Origin of the sequence: Mycobacterium sp. ITM-2016-00316 (assembly GCF_002968335.2) — a bacterium.
GTDB lineage: Bacteria > Actinomycetota > Actinomycetes > Mycobacteriales > Mycobacteriaceae > Mycobacterium.
On sequence record NZ_CP134398.1, the window covers coordinates 2071411 to 2090866 of the forward strand.

General features: G+C 68.0%; 20 protein-coding genes. 11 read left to right on the forward strand and 9 right to left on the reverse strand.

Features of this window, described 5'->3' with window-relative positions; translation table 11 throughout:
• Positions 1-14 precede the first annotated feature (14 nt).
• The 3 genes from C6A86_RS09915 to C6A86_RS09925 are packed head-to-tail and all read left to right on the forward strand — an operon-like array spanning position 15 to position 3167.
• Positions 15-608: a class I SAM-dependent methyltransferase gene (locus C6A86_RS09915; protein ID WP_199196192.1), complete on the forward strand. Its 594-nt coding sequence runs from the start codon at positions 15-17 to the stop codon at positions 606-608.
• A 43-nt stretch (positions 609-651) separates the two neighbouring features.
• The gene (gene ligA / locus C6A86_RS09920; RefSeq protein ID WP_396835018.1) at positions 652-2733 is read left to right on the forward strand and encodes an NAD-dependent DNA ligase LigA; all 2082 of its coding nucleotides are present in this window, start codon (positions 652-654) and stop codon (positions 2731-2733) included.
• Positions 2734-2756: 23 nt separating this feature from the next.
• Complete coding sequence (locus tag C6A86_RS09925) at positions 2757-3167, forward strand: hypothetical protein (protein WP_142406983.1); 411 nt, start codon at positions 2757-2759, stop codon at positions 3165-3167.
• A gap of 81 nt (positions 3168-3248) precedes the next feature.
• Here C6A86_RS09925 and C6A86_RS09930 read toward each other — a convergent pair whose 3' ends face one another.
• From C6A86_RS09930 to C6A86_RS09955, 6 genes are all read right to left on the reverse strand, one after another.
• Entirely contained in the window at positions 3249-4784 is a 1536-nt protein-coding gene (locus tag C6A86_RS09930) for a polyamine aminopropyltransferase (RefSeq protein WP_105363394.1), read from the reverse strand.
• Entirely contained in the window at positions 4781-5245 is a 465-nt protein-coding gene (locus tag C6A86_RS09935; RefSeq protein ID WP_105363393.1) for a DUF350 domain-containing protein, read from the reverse strand. Before C6A86_RS09935 ends, C6A86_RS09930 begins: the two co-directional genes overlap by 4 nt.
• A 15-nt stretch (positions 5246-5260) precedes the next feature.
• Positions 5261-5692 (reverse strand): DUF4247 domain-containing protein, encoded by a 432-nt coding sequence (locus C6A86_RS09940; RefSeq protein WP_105363403.1) that lies wholly within the window; start codon positions 5690-5692, stop codon positions 5261-5263.
• Positions 5689-6180, reverse strand: a complete 492-nt coding sequence (locus C6A86_RS09945; RefSeq protein ID WP_105363392.1) for a DUF2617 family protein — start codon at positions 6178-6180, stop codon at positions 5689-5691. The genes C6A86_RS09940 and C6A86_RS09945 overlap by 4 nt, the downstream gene beginning before the upstream one ends.
• Positions 6181-6188: 8 nt before the next feature.
• The gene (locus C6A86_RS09950; RefSeq protein ID WP_105363391.1) at positions 6189-6806 is read right to left on the reverse strand and encodes a DUF4178 domain-containing protein; all 618 of its coding nucleotides are present in this window, start codon (positions 6804-6806) and stop codon (positions 6189-6191) included.
• Between the two features lie 67 nt (positions 6807-6873).
• Positions 6874-7533 carry an amino acid-binding protein gene (locus tag C6A86_RS09955; RefSeq protein WP_105363402.1) on the reverse strand — a complete coding sequence of 220 codons (660 nt, stop codon included), beginning with the start codon at positions 7531-7533 and terminating at the stop codon, positions 6874-6876.
• A gap of 70 nt (positions 7534-7603) precedes the next feature.
• Between C6A86_RS09955 and gatC the strand changes: the two genes are divergently transcribed.
• The gene (gene gatC, locus C6A86_RS09960) at positions 7604-7903 is read left to right on the forward strand and encodes an Asp-tRNA(Asn)/Glu-tRNA(Gln) amidotransferase subunit GatC (RefSeq protein ID WP_105363390.1); all 300 of its coding nucleotides are present in this window, start codon (positions 7604-7606) and stop codon (positions 7901-7903) included.
• Complete coding sequence (gene gatA / locus C6A86_RS09965) at positions 7900-9381, forward strand: Asp-tRNA(Asn)/Glu-tRNA(Gln) amidotransferase subunit GatA (RefSeq protein ID WP_105363389.1); 1482 nt, start codon at positions 7900-7902, stop codon at positions 9379-9381. Before gatC ends, gatA begins: the two co-directional genes overlap by 4 nt.
• A 3-nt stretch (positions 9382-9384) precedes the next feature.
• On the opposite strand, the gene poxB is transcribed toward gatA, so the two are convergent.
• Positions 9385-11115, reverse strand: a complete 1731-nt coding sequence (gene poxB, locus C6A86_RS09970) for a ubiquinone-dependent pyruvate dehydrogenase (protein WP_105363388.1) — start codon at positions 11113-11115, stop codon at positions 9385-9387.
• A 76-nt stretch (positions 11116-11191) separates the two neighbouring features.
• Between poxB and C6A86_RS09975 the strand changes: the two genes are divergently transcribed.
• From C6A86_RS09975 to gatB, 5 genes are all read left to right on the forward strand, one after another.
• Positions 11192-12223: an ATP-dependent 6-phosphofructokinase gene (locus C6A86_RS09975; protein WP_057166292.1), complete on the forward strand. Its 1032-nt coding sequence runs from the start codon at positions 11192-11194 to the stop codon at positions 12221-12223.
• A 114-nt stretch (positions 12224-12337) separates the two neighbouring features.
• Positions 12338-12898, forward strand: coding sequence for a hypothetical protein (locus C6A86_RS09980; protein ID WP_105363401.1), 561 nt, complete (start codon positions 12338-12340; stop codon positions 12896-12898).
• Positions 12895-14229, forward strand: coding sequence for a peroxidase (locus C6A86_RS09985; protein WP_105363387.1), 1335 nt, complete (start codon positions 12895-12897; stop codon positions 14227-14229). Before C6A86_RS09980 ends, C6A86_RS09985 begins: the two co-directional genes overlap by 4 nt.
• 2 nt (positions 14230-14231) lie before the next feature.
• Positions 14232-15239, forward strand: coding sequence for a hypothetical protein (locus C6A86_RS09990; protein WP_199196190.1), 1008 nt, complete (start codon positions 14232-14234; stop codon positions 15237-15239).
• 28 nt (positions 15240-15267) lie between these two features.
• Positions 15268-16770 (forward strand): Asp-tRNA(Asn)/Glu-tRNA(Gln) amidotransferase subunit GatB, encoded by a 1503-nt coding sequence (gatB, locus tag C6A86_RS09995; RefSeq protein ID WP_105363385.1) that lies wholly within the window; start codon positions 15268-15270, stop codon positions 16768-16770.
• Positions 16771-16817: 47 nt separating this feature from the next.
• On the opposite strand, the gene C6A86_RS10000 is transcribed toward gatB, so the two are convergent.
• On the reverse strand, positions 16818-17924 hold the full coding sequence (locus C6A86_RS10000; protein ID WP_311101219.1) for a PQQ-dependent sugar dehydrogenase: 1107 nt from the start codon (positions 17922-17924) through the stop codon (positions 16818-16820).
• Positions 17925-18134: 210 nt separating this feature from the next.
• Between C6A86_RS10000 and C6A86_RS10005 the strand changes: the two genes are divergently transcribed.
• Complete coding sequence (locus tag C6A86_RS10005; protein WP_105364008.1) at positions 18135-18956, forward strand: DoxX family protein; 822 nt, start codon at positions 18135-18137, stop codon at positions 18954-18956.
• A gap of 6 nt (positions 18957-18962) precedes the next feature.
• On the opposite strand, the gene C6A86_RS10010 is transcribed toward C6A86_RS10005, so the two are convergent.
• Positions 18963-19343, reverse strand: coding sequence for a PH domain-containing protein (locus C6A86_RS10010; protein ID WP_105364009.1), 381 nt, complete (start codon positions 19341-19343; stop codon positions 18963-18965).
• Between the last annotated feature and the right edge of the window lie 113 nt (positions 19344-19456).

Below are 19456 nucleotides of genomic sequence, written 5' to 3' on the forward strand. Positions count from 1 at the left end.
TGCCCACATCATGGATGGATACCGTGCTCCGGCAGAGCAGGCGGGTAGCCGACTTTCCGTACCCGCATTGGGCTGCGGTGTTCCTGAACAACCCGGTCCGCCGACTCGTCGGGCGGCCCGGCAGCGTCGTGGACTCGCTGCGGCTGGCCGGCAACGAACGGGTCCTTGAGATCGGGCCCGGTCCGGGATACTTCAGCACCGAAATTGCCCGCCGGCTGCCACTGGGCCGGCTCGACCTGTTCGACCTGCAGCCGCAGATGCTGGACAAGGCGGCACGCAGGCTGGCCGGCGTCGACACCGGCTGCCAGGTGGGGTTTCACTCCGGGGACGCCGGTGCCGGGTTGCCGTTCCCCGACAACTCCTTCGATGTCGCCTTCCTGGCCGCGGTGCTCGGTGAGGTACCCGACCGGGACGCCTGCATCCGCGGGCTGGAGCGGGTGCTCAACCCGGGGGCGCTGCTGGTGTTCGTCGAGGCCTTCCCGGACCCCGATCGCCAGAGCGTCGCGGCGTTGCGCGAGCTGGTCGAACCCCGCGGGTTCGTGTTGCAGTGCTGGGAGGGCACCACCTGGCGTGATGTGGTGCAGTTCCGGCGCATCCCGACGCTGTAATCGGTGTCGGGGCCTGTCGGAGGCCTCGACTAGCCTGACCAGGGTGAGCTCACCGGACGCAGAGGCCCGTGGTCGATGGCAGGAACTCGCCGAGGAAGTGCGCGGCCACCAGTTCCGCTACTACGTCAAGGACGCACCGGTCGTCTCCGACGCCGAGTTCGACACCCTGCTGCGTGAGCTGGAGGAGCTCGAAGAGCGGTATCCGGAACTGCGCTCGCCGGATTCGCCGACCCAGCTGGTCGGCGGCGCCGGTTTCGCCACCGATTTCGGCGCGGCCGACCATCTGGAACGGATGCTGTCGCTGGACAACGCATTCGACACCGATGAGCTGTCGGCGTGGGCCGCGCGCCTCGGTGCCGAGATCGGCACCGATATCGACTATCTGTGCGAACTGAAGATCGACGGTGTCGCACTGGCGCTGGTCTACCGCGACGGTGTCCTGGTCCGCGGGGCCACCCGCGGCGACGGCCGCAGCGGCGAAGATGTCACCCTCAATGCCCGCACCATCGATGACATCCCCGAACGGCTCACCGGCACAGACGAATTCCCGGTCCCAGCGGTGCTCGAGGTGCGCGGTGAGGTGTTCTTCCGGCTGGCCGATTTCGAGGACCTCAACGCCGGCCTGGTGGCCGAGGGCAAACCGCCGTTCGCCAACCCGCGCAACAGCGCGGCGGGCTCGCTGCGGCAGAAGAACCCTGCCGTCACCGCGCGACGCAAGTTGCGGATGATCTGTCACGGACTCGGCAAGGCCGAAGGATTCACCCCCGCCTCCCTGCATGATGCGTACCGGGCGCTGGGCGCCTGGGGCCTGCCGGTGTCCACCCACACCACCAAGGTGCAGGGCATCAAGGCAGTGGCCGACCGCATCGCCTACTGGGGTGAACATCGCCACGACGTCGAACACGAGATCGATGGTGTGGTGGTCAAAGTCGACGATGTGAACCTGCAGCGTCGACTCGGTGCGACCTCACGGGCGCCCCGGTGGGCGATCGCCTACAAGTATCCGCCCGAGGAGGTCACCACGAAACTCCTCGACATCCGGGTCAACGTCGGGCGCACCGGACGGGTCACCCCGTTCGCCTACATGGAACCGGTCAAGGTGGCCGGGTCCACCGTCGGGTTGGCCACCCTGCACAATGCGTCCGAGGTCAAACGCAAGGGTGTGCTGATCGGTGACACCGTGGTGCTGCGCAAGGCCGGTGACGTCATCCCCGAAGTGCTGGCCCCCGTGGTCGATCTGCGCGATGGCACCGAACGCGAATTCATCATGCCCACAACATGTCCCGAATGCGGCACCACGCTGGCACCGGCCAAGGAGGGTGACGCCGACATCCGTTGCCCCAACACCCGCACCTGCCCGGCGCAGCTGCGGGAGCGGGTGTTCCACGCCGCAGGCCGCGGCGCCTTCGACATCGAGGGCCTCGGATACGAGGCGGGCACCGCCCTGCTGCAGGCCGGTGTCATCACCGACGAGGGTGAACTGTTCGGGCTCACGGCCGAGGACCTGCTGCGCACCGAGCTGTTCACCACCAAGGCCGGCGAGCTGTCGGCCAACGGCAAGCGGCTGCTCGCCAACCTGGGCAAGGCGAAATCCCAACCGCTCTGGCGGGTGCTGGTCGCGCTGTCCATCCGGCACGTCGGTCCCACGGCGGCACGCGCGCTGGCCGGCGAATTCGGCAGTCTCGACGCGATCATCGCCGCCTCGGAGGCCGAACTCGCCGCGGTGGAAGGCGTCGGGCCGACCATCGCCGCGGCGGTCATCGAATGGTTCGAGGTGGACTGGCACCGCGCGATCGTGGACAAGTGGCGCGCCGCCGGTGTCCGGATGGCCGACGAACGCGACGCCGGCATCGACCGCACCCTGGAGGGGCTGTCGATCGTGGTGACCGGTTCGCTGACCGGCTTCTCCCGCGACGAGGCCAAGGAGGCGATCCTCGTCCGCGGCGGCAAGGCAGCGGGATCGGTCTCCAAGAAGACCTCCTACGTGGTCGCCGGTGACGCACCGGGATCCAAGTACGACAAGGCGATCGAACTCGGCGTGCCGGTGCTCGACGAGGACGGTTTCCGCACGCTACTGGCCGACGGGCCCGCACCCGAGGCCGAGGCGGAGCCGGCCGAGAGTTAGTTCAGTCGTTGTAGGGATCGACCGTGGGCTGGGGGGCAGTCACCGGAGGAGTGAAGACGTTTCCGGCGGTGGTGTCGACCGATTTCTGGCGCGCGCTGCGCGATCCGTTCACCTGGACGCTGTCGTCCGGGTTGGGTTGTTCTGCCACGGTTCTGGCAGCGGAAGCGGGCGCCGACGGGGTCGCAGACACGACTGGTGCGGTCCCGAAAATCGCGGCTGTCAGGGCGATGACACCGACTGTGACCAAGCTGGTTGTGTGCATTTCTACGTGCCTTTCCGGTAGTGGCAGCCACCCGGCATTGCGCCTACGGCGCCCCAGGGTGGTGATTCTCTTGTTCGCACATCATGCTTTTGACAATGTATTTGGTGCAGAAGAACGCAATCTCATTGTCTTTCAGCGGGTTTCAGGAGAGAATCAACCTTCGGTGGTGTGAATCTTTCCTGTCTCCCAACCTATGGGCCCGGAAAACCACTGTCACGGGACTCATACGGAACACCAAGAATCGCGGGCAACCCTAGCGGTACCCCGCGCGCATGTCCTCGACGATCCGCGGATTGTCCAGCGTGGAGGGCGCGAGGACCTGCGCGGCGTTGTCCAGGGGGAACACCGTCGCCGCGTCGAGCACCTCCTGGGTGAGAAACCGCAGCGGGGGAGCATCGTCGGGGACCGTGGGCGTCGGGGGCGTGGCCCCGCGGCGGGCCAGCGCGAAACCCCAGTCGCCGAAGGTCGGCACGTGCACGTGATACGGGGTCACCGCGAATCCCGCCGACCCCAGGGTGGACACCGTGCGCCAGAACGCATTCGGTGTCGAGAACGGGCTGCCCGACTGCACCACCACCAGCCCGTCGACGGCCAGCACCCGGGTCAGTAGCGCGTAGAACTCAAGTGAATACAACCGGCCCAGCACCGGATTGTCGGGGTCGGGCAGATCGATGATCACGGCGTCGAAGCCGCCGTCGGGCACCACACCGGGCTCACGTAGCCAGGTCATCGCGTCATCGACGATCACCTGCACCCGCGGGTCGTCCAGCGCGCCGGCATTGGTCTCGCGCAGAGGTCCGCGCGCCAGCGCGATCACGGCCGGATCGAGTTCCACCTGGACGATCTGGCGCACCTGCGGCATCCGCAGCAACTCGCGGGCGGCCAGGCCATCGCCACCGCCGAGGATGAGCACCGTGCGGGCCTCGTTGCCGAGCGCCGGATACACCAGGCTCTCGGTGTAGCGATACTCGTCGCGCGTCGAGAACTGCAGTCCGCCATCGAGATACAGCCGGGTGTCGGGGCCGCGGCGGGTCACCACGATCTCCTGATAGGAGGACTGCTGGTAGGCGATGATCGGATCGGCATACAGCCGTTGACGGGTGGTGCTCTGGATACCGTCGGAGGCCACGATCAGCGCGGTCAGTCCCATCGCGGCGGCGGTGAGCACGGCCAGCGCCGACGCGAGCTGGCGGCGGCTGATGATGCTGCGCAGCAGGAAGACCGCCACGACGGCCGCCGCGGCCAGGTTGATCATCCCGGTGACCGCGGCGCCGCGGATCATGCCCAGCTGCGGCAGCACCAGGAACGGCCATGCCAGACCGCCGATCAGGGCGCCCAGATAGTCCGCGGCGTTCAGGTTGGCCAGCACCCGGCCGGCGTCGGCGGCTCCCGCGGTACGGCCCCGCTGCAAGAGCGTCATCAGCAGCGGGACTTCGGCGCCCACCAGCGCGCCGATCACCGCGGTGCCCAGCGCCAGCACCCACAGTGAACCGCCGATGAACGAGAACGCCACATACATTGCCGCAGCAGATAATCCGCCAATCACACCGAGCAGGGTCTCGACGGCGATGAAGGTGATGGCGGCGTGGCCGAGCAGCGGTTTGACCAGCAGTGCGCCGGCGCCGAGCGCGGCGACGTAGCCCGCGACGATCAGTGAGGTGGCGACGATACCGCCGCCGTGCAGACTGGCCGACAGCGTCAGCAGGGCGAGCTCGTAGATGAGCCCGCACGCCGCGCAGGCCGCGACCGCGGCCAGCAGCAGTGCCCGCCAGCGCGTCGTGCCGGTCATGACAGCGCGGCTGCGTTCACCCCTCCGACGGCCAGCAGGATCACCGCGGTCGCGACGGCACCCGGGTGCAGCTTCTCATCGCCGATGAGGTCGCGAAAACGGCCCGGCACCAGCGCTTCCAGCACCAGCAGTGTGACGCCCTGCAATGTCACCCCGACCAGTCCGTACACCAGCGCATCGACCAATCCCTGGCCCAGTTCGGCAGAACTCGCGATGATCGCGACGGCGGTCACCAACGACAGCGCCCCGTACATGCCGCAGGCCACCGCGACCGCATTCGGGCGGTGCGCGACGAACACCAACTCGCGTAGGCTGCCCGGCGTCAACAGGTCGGTCATCACGAACCCGGCGCCGAAAACCACGATCCCGACGACGAAATACAGCACCGCCGCGACCACGTTCTGGGTCAGTGCGCCGCCGTCGACCGTGCCGAACTCCAGTGCAAGGTATGACGTGTCCATCGGTGTCTCCCGCTCCTACTTCGTTCCGCCGGGTCCGCCGGAGCTACCGCCCGAGCCGCCCGCTGGTGAGCCCGGGGTGAACCCCGGACCCAGAAAAATGAACCCGCCGCCGCTGTAGCGGGAATTGACGTCCTCGACCCGGACACTGCATGGATACTGGCCGTCCGGACCGACGATCACGATGTCGTCGGGGTAGCGCAGATACTCGCTGCCGCGGTCGGAGGCGCGCGATTCCGGGGCGTCGTAGGACGCGATGTCGTCGGCCACCGATGTCGGGGAGCCGCTGCATTCGTAGCGCCCGTCACCGCCGTCCGCCGAATATTGCCGGTAGTTTTCGCTGACGTGGTTGCGAACGTCCTTGTTCAGCAACACCATTCCGGAAATCAGCAGGACAGCGCCGAGCGTGACGAGCACTCCGGCCAGCGCGAACAGGGCGTTGCGGCTCACGGCTGCCACCGGCTCTCGGTGTGCACGACGAGGCCACTGCGGGCCGCGGGGTACAGATGCCAGGTCTGCCAGTGCCAGCCGGCGCCCTCGGGGGTGGCGCACAGCGCCGTGAGCGCGGCCTCGTCGCCGGGGAAACTGCCACCCAGCCAACCGCTCTCGTGTTCGCAGCGGTGCCGCAGGCCGGCCGCGATCCGGCGGAATGCGGACTCGTCGTGGCTGGTGGTCTCGGACTGCAACCGGTAGCCGGGTGCCTTCGCCGAGTCCGGCAGTGCCGAACCGGCAGCATGCTCGGTGCAAGACACCTGCTCGGAGAACTCAGCCACCGTGATGACATGAGACGCGCCGAGCACGCCCAGGGTCAGATCCGCGCCGCCGGGATGGCGCAGCGTGCAGGACGCCAGCGGGGGCGGGGCAGGGGCGTTCAGCGTCAAGCGCAGATTCGTGCCACTGACATCGACGGGAACCACGCGCAGGCGATGCAACGGCAACGCGATGCCTAGAATCCGGCCGGCGGCGCCGGGTACACGGTCAACTCCCCGGCGCGCACCGGGGTGCCGTAGGAGACCTCCCACGCCATCGTCGGCGCCCAGCGCTCGTAGCCGAGCAGGGCGGTGCCGCCGTTGGCGCTGTAGTCCACGTAGTCCATGTCGCCGCCCGCGGGCAGTCCCGTGGTGCCCTCGGTGGTGTAGGACGCGCGGCCGTTCTCGTCGACGGTGAAGGACATTCCGTCGACGTCGATGCTGCTGCCCGGTTCGGCCGGTAATCCCGTGCGCTTGTGCCACCACACCAGCTCGAGGCGGCCCTCGTCCTCCTCGACGCTGAACCAGACCGGTGGCTCGTCGGCCTTGCCCTCGAGCAGATGCTCCCACCAGACGAACGGACCCTCCCGCAGGGTGACCGATCCGCGCACCACGTAGTCGGTGCCGCCGTAGCTGACGATGGCACCAGGGCCCAGCTGGCGCGGGCCGAAGGTCTCTGTTTGGGACGCGAATCGCAGCGGATCCTGGCGAGCCGAGGGCTGTTTGGGCTGCTTCGGGCGATTGCGGGCGACGAGGAAGACGATCACGCCCGCCGCGAGCGCAACGATGGCGAGGACGATCAGTAGTTCCCCCACGCAACACCTTTCATCGTGGTCAAGAATTCCACCGTACAGCCTCGCTCACAGCGGGTTCTCAGCATTATCAGCGAAGGATGGTCGCCACGATGCCGGCCAGGTAGCCCAGCCGGGCCACCTCCGACGGTCGGAACGCCGGGCCACCCGCACGGCCGAGCACGACCGCGATCGACGGGTCGCCCAGCGGGGCTGCCGCCAGCGCGGTGTCGATATCGCGCCACACCTGCGGCACCCAGTCCGCGGTGGCGTCCAGCGCCGCGGCGTGTTCCAGCGGGAGCCAGGGGGCGGTGGTGGCCTGGGTCTCCGGTGCGCCCGGGCTGCCGGCGACGCGCTCGACGCCCTCGGCGGTGGAGCGGACCACGGTGCACCAGCTCACCCGCAGCACACGTGGCGCGTCCTGGGCGAGCACGTGCAGTTTGTCGGACCGGCCCCGCGCCGCGGCGATGTGGTCGATGAGCTCGAGTTCGCGGTGGGCTTCCAGCAGCCCGGTGTGCGGGCGCACGCTGTCGACGTAGACGCCCTTGATGTGCTCGGCGGCGGTGATCAGCGAGTCGGGCATCGCGCCGGGCGGCAGTTCGACCACCAGATCGTCGATGGCGTAGCCGGCGCCGCGCTCGACGACGTCGAGGGACAGGATGTCGGCACCCACCGAACCGAGTGCGACGGCCAGTGAGCCGAGGCTGCCCGGTCGGTCCTCCAGCTGGACCCGCAGCAGATATGACGGCACGGCCAACACGATGTCACAGGGGTCGGGGCGCAGCGACCCGAGGATTGCAGGGTGACTAGGCTTTGCAGTCGTGTCACAGATTTCCCGGGACGAGGTAGCGCACCTGGCGCGGCTGGCCCGGCTCGCCCTGACCGACGGTGAGCTGGACAGCTTCGCAGGCCAACTCGACGCCATCCTGGCCCATGTCGGCCAGATCCAATCCGTCGACGTCACCGGCGTCGAGGCCACGGACAACCCCTTGAAGGTCCTCAACGTCACCCGGCCGGACACCGTCGTGCCCGGTCTGGCGCAGGACGAGGCGCTGGCGGCGGCGCCGCGCGCCGAGGACGGACGGTTCGCCGTGCCCAGGATTCTCGGGGAGGCAGAGTGACCGAACTCATCCGCGAGGACGCCGCCACGCTGGGCGCCCGGATCGCCGCCAAGGAGGTGTCCTCCACCGAGGTCACCCAGGCCCACCTGGACCAGATCGCCGCCACCGACGAGCGCTACCACGCCTTCCTGCACGTCGCGGGGGACAGGGCGTTGGCCGCGGCCGCCGAGATCGACGCCAAGGTGGCCGCGGGGGAGCAGCTCCCGTCCCCGCTGGCCGGTGTGCCGCTGGCACTCAAGGACGTGTTCACCACCACGGACATGCCGACCACCTGCGGGTCGAAGATCCTGGAGGGCTGGAACCCGCCGTATGACGCCACGGTCACCGCGCGGCTGCGCGCGGCCGGCATCCCGATTCTGGGCAAGACCAACATGGACGAGTTCGCCATGGGCAGCTCGACGGAGAACTCCGCGTTCGGTCCGACCCGCAACCCCTGGGACACCGACCGGGTGCCCGGCGGTTCCGGTGGTGGCAGCGCCGCCGCGCTCGCCGCGTTCCAGGCGCCACTGGCCATAGGCACCGATACCGGTGGCTCGATCCGCCAGCCCGCCGCCCTCACCTCGACCGTCGGCGTGAAGCCCACCTACGGCACCGTCAGCCGCTACGGGCTGGTGGCCTGCGCGTCGTCGCTGGACCAGGGCGGTCCGTGCGCGCGCACCGTGCTGGACACCGCGCTGCTGCATCAGGTCATCGCCGGCCATGACGGGCGGGACTCCACCTCGGTGGACGCCCCGGTGCCCGATGTCGTCGGCGCGGCCCGCGCCGGAGCGACCGGCGACCTGAAGGGTGTGCGCATCGGCGTGGTCAAGCAGTTGCGCGGGGACGGGTATCAGCCCGGCGTGCTGGCCTCGTTCAACACCGCCGTGGAACAGCTCACCGCGCTCGGGGCCGAGGTCACCGAGGTGGACTGCCCCCATTTCGATCACGCGATGGCGGCCTACTACCTGATCCTGCCCTCGGAGGTGTCCTCCAACCTGGCGCGCTTCGACGCCATGCGGTTCGGCCTGCGCGTCGGCGATGACGGCACGCACAGCGCCGAAGAGGTGATGGCGCTGACCCGCGCGGCCGGCTTCGGCCCGGAAGTCAAGCGCCGCATCATGATCGGTACCTACGCACTGTCGGCCGGCTACTACGACGCCTACTACAACCAGGCGCAGAAGGTTCGCACTCTGATCGCCCGCGATCTCGACGCGGCCTACCAGAAGGTGGACGTGCTGGTCTCACCGGCGACGCCGACCACCGCCTTCCGGCTGGGGGAGAAGGTCGACGATCCGCTGGCCATGTACCTGTTCGACCTGTGCACGCTGCCGCTGAACCTGGCCGGGCACTGCGGGATGTCGGTGCCGTCGGGCCTGGCGGCCGAGGACAATCTGCCCGTCGGGCTGCAGATCATGGCGCCGGCGCTGGCCGATGACCGGCTCTACCGGGTCGGTGCGGCCTACGAGGTCGCGCGGGGAGTGCTGCCCACCGCGCTGTAGCCGTCAGTCCAGGATGCGGCGTGCCACGTTGGTGCTGACCAGATCCAGCAACTCGTCGGACCGTCCGGCCAGGATGGTGCGGATCGCGTACAGCGAGAAACCCTTGGCCTGCTCGACGGTGATGGCCGGCGGGATGGACAGTTCCTGACGCGCGGTCACCACGTCGATCAGCGCCGGGCCGTCATGGGCGAAGGCCGCGGTGAGCGCGGATTCCAGGTCGCCGGGCCGTTCCACCCGCCGACCGAAGAGCCCCAGGGACCGCGCGACCGCCGCGAAGTCGGGATTCTGCAGATCGGTGCCGAAGGTCACGATGCCGGCCGCCTTCATCTCCAGCTCCACGAAGTTCAGCGACGAGTTGTTGAACACGATCACCTTCACCGGCAACCGGTTCTGGCTCAGGGTGATCAGCTCCCCGAACAGCATGGTCAGTCCGCCGTCGCCGGCAAAGGCCACCACCTGCCGGTTGCGGTCCACCGTCTGGGCGCCGATGGCCAGCGGCAGCGCGCAGGCCATGGTGCCGTGGTTGAACGAGCCGAGCAGGCGCCTGCGGCCGTTCATGGTCAGATAGCGCGCCGCCCACACCACCGGCGACCCGACGTCGACGGTGAACACCGCATCCGCAGCGGCCAGCCGATCTGCCTCGGCGGCAAGGTATTCCGGCCGGATGGGGGTCTTGTCGCGATCGTTGACGGCGAGCTCGTCGAGCCGGCGGCGGGTCTTTCGGTAGTGCTTCAGCGACCGGTCCAGGTGCGTGCGGTCGTCCTTGGTGCTCAGCAGTGGCTGCAGGGCGGCCAGGGTGTCGCCGACGTATCCGACCATCCCGAGGTCGATCGGGGTACGCCGGCCCAGGTTTCGGCCGCGGACGTCCACCTGGATGACGGTGGCGTGCTCGGGATAGAACTGCCGGTACGGGAAGTCGGTGCCCAGCATGAGCAGCACCTCGGCCTCTTTGATGGCCTTGTAGCCGGAGGCGAATCCGAGCAGGCCCGTCATTCCGACGTCGTACGGATTGTCGTATTCGACGAATTCCTTGCCGCGCAGGGCATGGACCACCGGCGCCTTCAGGGTGGCCGCCAGCGTCACCAGCTCGTCGTGGGCACCCTCGGCCCCGGCGCCGGCGAGGATGGTGATCTTGTCGGAGTTGTTGAGAATCGTTGCGGCGCGACGCAGTTCATCGTCGGCGGGCCGGCATATCGAGTGGGTGGGCAGCACCGGGCTGACTCTGAGGTCACCGGCCTTGTGCAGGAAGATTTCGCCCGGAATGACGACGACGGCGACACCGTTCTCCTCGATGGCGGCGCGCATGGCCATCTGCAGCACCCGCGGCGCGGACTCCGGGGTGGTGACCAGCTCGCAGTAGACACTGCATTCGCGGAACAGTTCCTGCGGGCGGGTCTCCTGGAAGTACTCCGAGCCGATCTCGGACTGCGGGATGTGCGCGGCGATGGCCAGCACCGGCACCCGGCTGCGCTGGGCGTCGAACAGCCCGTTGATCAGGTGCAGGTTGCCCGGCCCGCAACTGCCGGCACAGACCGCGAGCTGCCCGGTCAGCGCCGCATCACCGGCCGCCGCGAAACCCGCCGTCTCCTCATGGCGGACGTGTTCCCAGTTGAAGTCGTCGGCGCGCCGGATGGCGTCGGTCAGCCCGTTGAGGCTGTCCCCGGGCAGTCCGTACATGCGTGTGACCCCACTGGCCTGCAGTGTCAAGATGACGTGATCGGCAAGTGTGGTCATACCCAACCCTAGGACGCTGAGCTTCACTTTCGCTGTGGGCGAGCCCGGACTGGACGAAGCTGGCAGGATCTAGCCCATGCGTATTGGTGTTCTCACCGGTGGTGGTGACTGTCCTGGCCTGAATGCGGTGATCCGCGCGGTGGTGCGCACCAGTGCGGTGCGGTACGGCTCATCGGTCGTCGGTTTCCAGGACGGCTGGCGCGGTTTGTTGGAGGACCGCCGCATCCAGCTGTCGAACGACGACCGCAATGACCGGCTGCTCGCCAAGGGCGGCACCATGCTGGGCACCGCGCGCGTCAACCCGGACAAGCTGCGTGCCGGTCTGGACCAGATCAAGCAGACCCTCGAAGACAACGGCATCGACGTCCTGATCCCGATCGGTGGTGAGGGCACGCTGACCGCGGCGCACTGGCTGTCCGAAGAGAACGTGCCGGTGGTCGGTGTGCCCAAGACCATCGACAACGATATCGATTGCACCGACGTCACTTTCGGGCACGACACCGCGTTGCATGTCGCGACCGATGCCATCGACCGGCTGCACAGCACCGCCGAATCGCACCAGCGGGTGATGCTGGTCGAGGTGATGGGCCGCCACGCCGGTTGGATCGCGCTCAACGCCGGCCTGGCCTCGGGCGCGCACATGACGCTGATCCCGGAGCAGCCTTTCGATGTCGAAGAAGTGTGCCGGCTGGTCAAACAGCGCTTCGTTCGCGGTGATTCGCATTTCATCTGCGTGGTGGCCGAGGGCGCCAAGCCGGCCGAGGGTTCGATGCAGCTGAAGCAGGGTGGCACCGACGAATTCGGGCACGAGAAGTTCACCGGTGTGGCGCACCAGCTCGGCGTCGAGATCGAGAAGCGGATCAACAAGGAAGTGCGGGTGACGGTGCTCGGCCACGTGCAGCGTGGCGGCACCCCGACGCCCTATGACCGCGTGCTGGCCACCAGATTCGGCGTCAACGCCGCCGACGCCGCGCATGCGGGTGAGTACGGGATGATGGTGTCGCTGCGCGGGCAGGAAATCGGCCGGGTCCCGCTGGCCGACGCGGTGCGCCAGCTCAAGCTGGTTCCGCAAAGCCGCTACGACGATGCCGCGGAGTTCTTCGGCTGATATGTGGCGCGTCTGCGTCGGGCTTTGCTCCCATCCCCGCGCACCGTGCCGTTCGGCCGCCGAAACGACTGCCCGGGTGTAGCGTCCGGGGCACCGAACCGGGAGGTCGCCGACATGACTGCAGGTACTGGCGACTGGACGAAACCGGCGGCGCTCGCCATCCCCAAAGAGGGTTACTTCGAGCTGGAGCGCGGACGGTACGGCCCGGTCTACCCCAGGACACCGGCGTGCTACGGCTTCTCGATCATCGCGAAGGTGAAAGAGGGCCGTGAGGAGGCGGTCCGCGCCTACGGCAAGACCATCGAAGAGACCATCGCGGCGAGTCCGGACGCGCTGGCGCCGTTGCGCTTGCACTACCTGCGCTGGAATCTCTTCGACATCGGTTCCGGCCTGCATTTCCAGTACATGGGCATCTTCGACACCGATTTCGACAAATACACCGAGGATGCCGTCCAGCTTTTCAGCGCGACGGGCATCACGACCATCTTCACCCAACTCGAAGGGTTTCCGGAGGACTGGAAGGAGAACCCGGAGGCGTTCATCAAGTTCGTCCGCGACCACCAGCAGCCGAGCTTCCTGGAATACGGTGAGTACCCCTACGTCACCGCCGACGAGATCAAGAAGGCGCTCAAGCTCAAGGCCGCCTTCTCGGACATGCTCGACCAGATGCAGTGACCGAGACGCTCGAGGTCGACGATATCCAGCACATCCTGTTGACCAGGACTCCGGCGATCACGGGGCGCTATGAGTTCCTGACGTTCGACACCCCGGCGGGCGGACGAGCGTGGCTGACCGCACTGCTCGATCGCGTGCAGTCCGCATCCGAGGCGACGACGATGATGGACGAATCGGACCGGTGGGTCACCCTGGCGTTCACCTGGACCGGCCTGCGTGCACTCGGCGTACCCGGGGAATCGCTGGCCACCTTCCCCGACGCGTTCCGCGAAGGGATGGCCGCCCGGGCCGCCATCCTCGGTGACGCCGGCACCAGTGCGCCCGAACACTGGCTCGGTGGGTTGGCCGGCGACGATGTGCACGCGATCGCGATCCTGTTTTCCCGCACCGATGAGCAGTGTGCCCGCTCCATCGAGGAACACGACAAGCTGCTCGCCCGCACCGCCGGTGTGCGCAGCCTGTCCTTTCTCGACCTCAACGCCTCACCGCCGTTCAACTATGCGCACGACCATTTCGGCTTCCGGGACCGATTGTCCCAGCCGGTGATGAAGGGATCAGGCGAGGAGCCGACTCCGGGATCTGGCGACGCGCTGGAACCGGGGGAGTTCATCCTCGGCTACCCCGACGAGAACGGCCCGGTCGCGAATCTTCCTCAGCCCGAGGTGTTGTCGCGCAACGGCAGCTTCATGGCCTACCGGAGGTTGCAGGAGCACGTCGGTACGTTTCGTGACTACCTGAGCGATCACGCGGACACCCCGCAAGAGCAGGAACTGCTGGCGGCCAAGTTCATGGGTCGCTGGCGCAGCGGTGCACCACTGGTACTGGCACCCGAGCATGACGATCCGGGGTTGGGGGCCGACCCCATGCGCAACAACGACTTCAACTACAAGGAGATGGATCCGCACGGGTACGCCTGCCCGCTCGGCTCGCACGCTCGCCGGCTCAACCCCCGCGACACGGCGCACTACATGAACCGCCGCCGGATGATCCGGCGCGGCGCGACCTACGGCCCGGCGCTGCCGGACGGGGCGCCCGAGGACGGCATCGAGCGCGGTATCGCGGCCTTCATCATCTGCGCGGATCTGGTGCGCCAGTTCGAGTTCGCGCAGAACGTCTGGATCAACGACAAGGCCTTCCACGAGTTGGGCAACGAACACGATCCGATCTGCGGCGCCCAGGACGGCACCCTGGACTTCACCGTGCCCAAACGTCCGATCCGCAAGGTGCACAAGGGTTTGCCGGCCTTCACCACCCTCACCGGTGGGGCGTACTTCTTTCTGCCCGGCATGTCGGCGATGAGGTACCTGGCCGCGCTGGGCGCGGAGGAGTGACCATGATCGCTGCGCGCACCTACAACCAGAGCCACGTCCCGCGGCCGCACGACGGGCGACGTCGGATCAGCATCTACTGGACGTGGAGCTATCCCTGGGAGGCGCAACGCGACCCGGCTGAAATGTCCAACCGGTTCTCGACCATCACCGAGGTCCGCAACGTGCTGTGGCCGGCCTACGAGACACCCGAATACGATGCGGCGAATTTCCTGCAGGGCATCCCCGGCACACTCGAACTCTTCCACCGGTCCACGCTGGCGTTCCAGGCCCTCGCCGAGGAGGTGACCGGGCACCCGGTGGCCGTGTTTCAGCGCATCGACCAGGCGGGCTACCGGTTGCCGATCGACGAGCGCATCCTGGCCGATACCGACACCCTGATGGTGTTCGGGCTCGACCACCTGCCCTCCGAGCAGGACGCCGAACCCGAAGAGATCGCCGCCATCGCCCAATGGCTGCAGCGGGAGGGCACCTGCCTGGTGCTGGCCCCGCACCACGACGTCGGATTCACCGACGACTACGCCCAGCGCCAGGTCGAATACCTGCACCACGGCGACCGGCTGGTGCCCAGGCAGCAGCGTTTCAGCCAGTACACCCGGTCCCTGATGGCGGCGCTGCAGGTGCCCGTGCACAACACCTGGGGGCTGCGCCCCGCCGTGGTCGACGGCACCACCAACCAGATCGCGCCGCTGACGGCCTTTCCCGATCTCGACGGAACCGGCCTGCTCACCACCGTCACCACCTTCAACTTCCACCCGCACCTGCCGCACTACGAACTGACCGCGCCGGAAAGCCAGGATCTGCGGGTGCTCGGCAAGCAGCGGGTCGACCCGCACCGTCCGCACCCGTTCACCGCGGCCGGCCACACCGAGTTCAATGCGCTGATCTCGATGCCGCCGACCGGGGCGCGGTCCGGGCACATCCTGCTGGTCGACTCCACCAACTTCACCACCCTGTTCGGGGGCACCGACAGTCTGCAGAACTTCTGGCGCAACGTCGCCACCATGAAGTGACGCTGACCGGCCCCATTAGGATCGGTGCATGTCTGTCGATACCGCCGAACTTCTTGACTACGACGACGTCATCGCCGAGTTCGATCCCGTGATGGGCATGGAAGTGCACGTCGAGCTGTCCACCGCCACCAAGATGTTCTGTGGGTGCGCCAACAAGTTCGGCGCCGAGCCCAACACCCAGGTGTGCCCGGTGTGCCTGGGCCTGCCCGGCTCGCTGCCGGTGCTCAACCAGGCCGCGGTGGAATCGGCGATCCGGATCGGGTTGGCGCTCAACTGCGATATCGCGCCGTGGGGGCGTTTCGCCAGGAAGAACTATTTCTATCCGGATCAGCCGAAGAACTACCAGATCAGCCAGTACGACGAGCCGATCGCGATCGACGGCTACCTGGACGTGCCGCTCGACGACGGCACCACCTGGCGGATCGAGATCGAACGCGCGCACATGGAGGAGGACACCGGCAAGCTCACCCACCTCGGCAGTGACACCGGCCGGATCTCCGGTGCGACCACCTCGCTCGCCGACTTCAACCGGGCCGGTGTGCCGCTCATCGAGATCGTCACCCGCCCCATCGAGGGCGCCGGCGAACGAGCCCCGGAGATCGCGCGGGCGTATGTGACCGCGCTGCGCGATCTGCTGCGCGGACTGGATGTCTCCGATGTGCGGATGGACCAGGGATCGATGCGCTGTGATGCCAACCTGTCGTTGAAACCCAAGGGCGCCAAGGAATTCGGTACCCGTACCGAGACCAAGAACGTCAACTCGCTCAAGAGCGTCGAGGTCGCCGTCCGTTACGAGATGCGCCGGCAGGCGGCGGTGCTGCGCTCCGGTGGCACCGTCACCCAGGAGACCCGGCACTTCCACGAGGACGGCCACACCAACGCCGGGCGCAGCAAGGAGACCGCGCAGGACTACCGGTACTTCCCGGAGCCCGACCTGGAACCGGTGGCGCCGTCGGCCGAACTGGTGGAGCGGTTGCGCGCCACCATCCCGGAGCTTCCGTGGCTGGTGCGCAACCGCGTTCAGCAGGAGTGGGGCATCTCCGATGAGGTGATGCGCGACCTGGTCAACAACGGCGCGATCGACCTGGTGGCCGCGACCGTGGCCCAGGGCGCGTCCAGCGAAGCCGCCCGCGCCTGGTGGGGAAACTTCCTGGTGCAGAAGGCCAATGAAGCTGGAGTGCAAGTGTCCGACTTGCCGATCACGCCCACCCAGGTGGCCGCGGTGGTGAAGCTCGTCGACGAGGGCAAGCTGTCGAACAAGCTGGCCCGCCAGGTCATCGAGGGCGTGCTGGCCGGTGAGGGTGAGCCCGAGCAGGTGATGAACGACCGCGGTCTGGTCGTGGTGCGCGACGATTCGTTGATCCAGGCCGCCGTCAATGAAGCTCTCGAGGCTAATCCCGATATCGCCGAGAAGATCCGCGGCGGCAAGGTGGCTGCCGCCGGCGCGATCGTCGGCGCGGTGATGAAGGCGACCAAGGGCCAGGCCGACGCCGCGCGGGTGCGTGAACTGGTGCTCGCCGCCTGTTCCTGAGCGACTTCGGCGCGCTCGCTCGGTGAGCGCGAGCGCGCCGAGATCACCTACGTCTTGTCGGCGTTGCTGCGGGGGAACCCGCCACCGGACGGGAACAGCGGGAAGACCACGTCGTCGAAGTTTCCGGCGTCGCCGGCGGTCTTGTTCACCGTGGCGCCCCAGATGTTGCCGTCCGGGGAGACCGCGAGTGCCCACGCGTGACCGTGCTGGTCCTGGCGGACCACCTCGGGCTCACCGGTGACCGCGCCGGTATCGGGCGCCAACCGCAGCGCCACCGTCTGCTTGGTGTTCACCAGGTTCACCAGCACGGTGCCGTCGAGCGCGGCGCAGCCGGCCACCCCGGGGCGGTCCGGCCATGTCCACACCGTCGAGACGCTGGAATCCTTGGTGATGCGCTGCACCCGGTCCGCTGTCGGGGTGCGATCGGTGATGTAGAGCGCGCCGTCGGCCGGATCGACGCACATGCTGCCGCCGGCGCCCATCCCCGACAGCGCAGTGGTCTGCGGTGCCTGATCCACGGTCGTCGGCTGCTCGATGCGCAGCACCTTGCCGGCCAACGAGGCAGGGTCGGCGGCCAGCGCCGGGTCTCCGGCGTCACCGGTCTGCACCACCAGGGTCGTCGGGCTGGTGAAGACCAGCGCCCCGGCGTTGCCGGTCGGGCCCTTCGGGATCCCGGTGAGGATCGGTTTGGGGGGATCGCCGTCGGCGATGCGCACGACACGGTTGTCGGTGGGCGTGCTGATGTAGGCGTACATCAGCCGGTCCTGGGCATAGGTCGGTGACTTGATGATGTCGAGCAGGCCGCCGTCACCGGCCGGATCGACCGGGATGACGAGCTTGACGACGGGCTCGGCCTTCGTCGACACCTCTTTGATCACCCCGGTGGCGCGCTCGGCGACCAGCGCCGATTGGCTGTCGCCGCCCATGATCAGTCCACTGGTGCTCGCCAGGCAGCCCTGCATGACCCCGGTGGCCTTGCACTCCTTCGGGAATGGTGTGGCCGGCAGCGGTGGTGGGGGCTCGGGTTTGGTCGGGGGTGGAGGCGTCATCGCGGGTTGGGTGGTGAACGGCTGGGACTGGGCGTCGTCGAACCGCGCACATCCCGAACCGACCAGCAACGCCGCGCACAGCACCACCGCCAGTCGCACCGGCATGCCCCGCGTCGGTCGGCCCAGTCTCATGCTGGCCAGATTACGGATCGGCGGGCAGTGCGCGCCACGAAGGCCTGTAGTTCCTCCCCGTCGTTGCGCTCGCTCCGGGTGGAATGCGCCGGTGTATCACAACTCGGCAACGGTGTGGATACGCTGCGCCATGCGCCGCGCCAATCCCTTGTTCTGCGGTGACTTGCACTTACGCTGGCATTCGTGACCGCTGAACCTCAGAACCTGACCGACTGGCAACGGCCGGCGTCGGCGCAGTTGGTCGACCCCGAAGAAGACCTCCCCTCGTCGACCTACGGGGGAGACTTCGAAACGACTGCCATCCCGCGCTATGACGTCGATGGCTCATCCAAGCCCGATCAGTCACCCTTCGGGCTGCTCAACGACCCCGAGCCGCTGCCCTATGTCTCTCCGGCGCAGCCCAACCCGTACGCCGCGGCACCGGCCGCCCCGACCGAGATCGGCCCCTACGACGCCGAGCAGCAGATTCGCCATGCCGGCCGTCGTGGCACCACCGACCTGGGCTTGATGCTGCTGCGGGTCGGCCTGGGCGCACTGCTGATCGTGCACGGGCTGCAGAAGATCTTCGGCTGGTGGGGCGGCGCGGGCCTGAGCGGTTTCGAGGGTTCGCTGGCCGACCTCGGCTACCAGCACGCCGGCCTGTTGACCTATGTCGGCGCCGGAGCGCAGGTCGCTGCCGGGCTGCTGCTGGTGCTCGGGCTGTTCACCCCGCTGGCTGCGGCCGCCGCGCTGGCCTACTCGGTCAATGCGCTGCTGGCTTCCATTGCCGCCGAACCCGGCGTCAGCTTCGTCGATTTCGTCATCCCGACCGGGCACGAGCACCAGGCGACCCTGGTGCTGGTCGCCGCGGCGCTCACCCTGACCGGTCCCGGGCGCTACGGCCTCGACGCCGGCCGCGGGTGGTCCCGGCGCCCGTTCGTCGGATCGTTCCTGGCGCTGCTGCTCGGCATCGGTGTCGGCATCGGCATGTGGGTGCTGCTCAACGGCGCCAACCCGCTCGGGTAGCGCCGCTCACTCGTACGGATTCGGAACCCGTCCGCCGCTGACCTGTGTCAGCAGCGGAAGGGTCGCGAACGTCACTGCGGGCAACGTCAATTCGCTGCCATCGGTGAGCCGGGCCCTGGCCCAGGAGGATCGGTTGAAGCGCAGGCCGTCGATGTCGGACCACGGCACGGTCCGGCTGCTCAGCAACGTCCTTGAGGTCACCTTTTCGCGGTCGGCCACCGTCCGATAGCGCACGACGGCCGCCGACACCAGCACCGGGATCACGAACAGGATCTGCGTCCAGCTCGGCCACACGAACACCAGCGCCGCCAGCCCGAGGAACAGAAAGAACACCGCGAAGTGGGCCATCGGGGAGATGCGGATGACAAGCGGGGAGGGGTCACTCACCCCGTCATCTTCTCATCGCCAGTGGCGCCGGCTTGTCCGCGAGGGGCGGTGGCGTCCTCGATCGGGATGGGCAATTTGACCTTTGAGCAGTGCGGCGGCTACCGTCAGGGTCT

Coding starts and splice junctions, on each gene's coding strand:
- C6A86_RS09915 (WP_199196192.1), top strand. CDS start 15: ATGGATACCGTGCTCCGGCAGAGCAGGCGGGTAGCCGACTTTCCGTAC.
- C6A86_RS09930 (WP_105363394.1), bottom strand. CDS start 4,784: ATGACCGGCACGACGCGCTGGCGGGCACTGCTGCTGGCCGCGGTCGCG.
- C6A86_RS09935 (WP_105363393.1), bottom strand. CDS start 5,245: ATGGACACGTCATACCTTGCACTGGAGTTCGGCACGGTCGACGGCGGC.
- poxB (WP_105363388.1), bottom strand. CDS start 11,115: ATGACCACACTTGCCGATCACGTCATCTTGACACTGCAGGCCAGTGGG.
- C6A86_RS09975 (WP_057166292.1), top strand. CDS start 11,192: ATGCGTATTGGTGTTCTCACCGGTGGTGGTGACTGTCCTGGCCTGAAT.
- C6A86_RS09980 (WP_105363401.1), top strand. CDS start 12,338: ATGACTGCAGGTACTGGCGACTGGACGAAACCGGCGGCGCTCGCCATC.
- C6A86_RS09990 (WP_199196190.1), top strand. CDS start 14,232: ATGATCGCTGCGCGCACCTACAACCAGAGCCACGTCCCGCGGCCGCAC.
- gatB (WP_105363385.1), top strand. CDS start 15,268: ATGTCTGTCGATACCGCCGAACTTCTTGACTACGACGACGTCATCGCC.
- C6A86_RS10000 (WP_311101219.1), bottom strand. CDS start 17,924: ATGCCGGTGCGACTGGCGGTGGTGCTGTGCGCGGCGTTGCTGGTCGGT.